This is a genomic window from Psychrobacter sp., from assembly GCF_036731945.1.
Lineage (GTDB): Bacteria > Pseudomonadota > Gammaproteobacteria > Pseudomonadales > Moraxellaceae > Psychrobacter.
The window spans coordinates 9,002-10,020 of the sequence record NZ_DAINDI010000072.1; the positions used below are offsets into that span (position 1 = coordinate 9,002).

At 41.7% G+C, this 1,019-nt stretch carries 2 protein-coding genes; both read left to right on the plus strand.

The genetic code is table 11. The annotated features are described in order from the left end of the window. Nucleotide 1: 1 nt before the first annotated feature. A complete protein-coding gene (gene grxD, locus V7D75_RS12440; protein WP_068408679.1) occupies nt 2-352 on the plus strand; it encodes a Grx4 family monothiol glutaredoxin in 351 nt (116 codons plus the stop codon). 204 nt (nt 353-556) lie between these two features. Continuing rightward, nucleotides 557-1,019, plus strand: a 463-nt coding sequence (locus tag V7D75_RS12445; protein ID WP_333614809.1) for a hypothetical protein, incomplete at its 3' end; no start/stop codon positions are given.

Consider the following 1,019-nt stretch of genomic DNA (forward strand, 5'->3'; position numbering starts at 1 on the left):
TATGAGCGAGCAAACCCCAAATACTGCTGCAAACGATGTTGAACAGTTGATTCGTGATCAAATTAAAGACAATAAAGTCATCCTTTATATGAAAGGCACACCGCAGTTTCCACAGTGTGGTTTTTCTGCCAAGTCAATTGAAGTTTTGACTCAAATTGGCCGTCCATTTGCTTATGTTAATATTCTAGAAAACCCAGAAATTCGTGCTACGTTACCGAAGATTGCTAATTGGCCAACGTTCCCGCAATTATGGATCGACGGTGAATTGATGGGCGGTTCAGACATCATTTTGCAAATGTACCAATCAGGCGAGCTAAAACCTTTGGTTGAAGCCAATAGTCCTGCTGCTTAATGGTTAAGCGTTTTTATTGGGCAGTTGATAAGCCTCAATAATAAATCGTTTAAAAATTTTAGCAAAGTAAACCTGAATAGCCATTCTACTTTATGAAGAAAGGCTATTCAGGTTTTTTATTGTCTATGCAATTTATTGTTTTTATCGCTTTTAGCCCCATATAGTGTCCAAGATAAATATATTTTGCCTAAAAGCGAGAGTTATATGAATAATCACTTAGCAAACACGGAATTACCAAATACAGAATTAACGGAGCAGCAGGAGGCGGCTGAACAAGCGGCTATCGAAAAACGCCGCGAGTATCTAAAAAACGAATCAACCCGTTTAATCGATATGGCGGGCAATGAGCCAAATTCTGCCCTTAAATGTATCCATCAGCTGAGCGTAGCAGGCGGCGCAACCGAAGCGACTTATATTGCCATTGAGCAGCGTATCGTCGCCGATCAAGATGCAGCTGGTGCTTATCATTTGGCATTATTGGCACAAAACACCCCTGATTTACCCATCGATGCGCGGCAACTTATTGAGATGGTTGTGCTAAAGGGTGATAACGCTCAGCGTTTGGCTTTGCTAAAAAACTTGCCATTGCCGCCTGTTGAGATGATTAAAGAGCAAATCTTGGCGACCAATGACGGCGACGCTATTGGGCAGATGAATGCCTATTTGC

Coding starts and splice junctions, on each gene's coding strand:
- grxD (WP_068408679.1), top strand. CDS start 2: ATGAGCGAGCAAACCCCAAATACTGCTGCAAACGATGTTGAACAGTTG.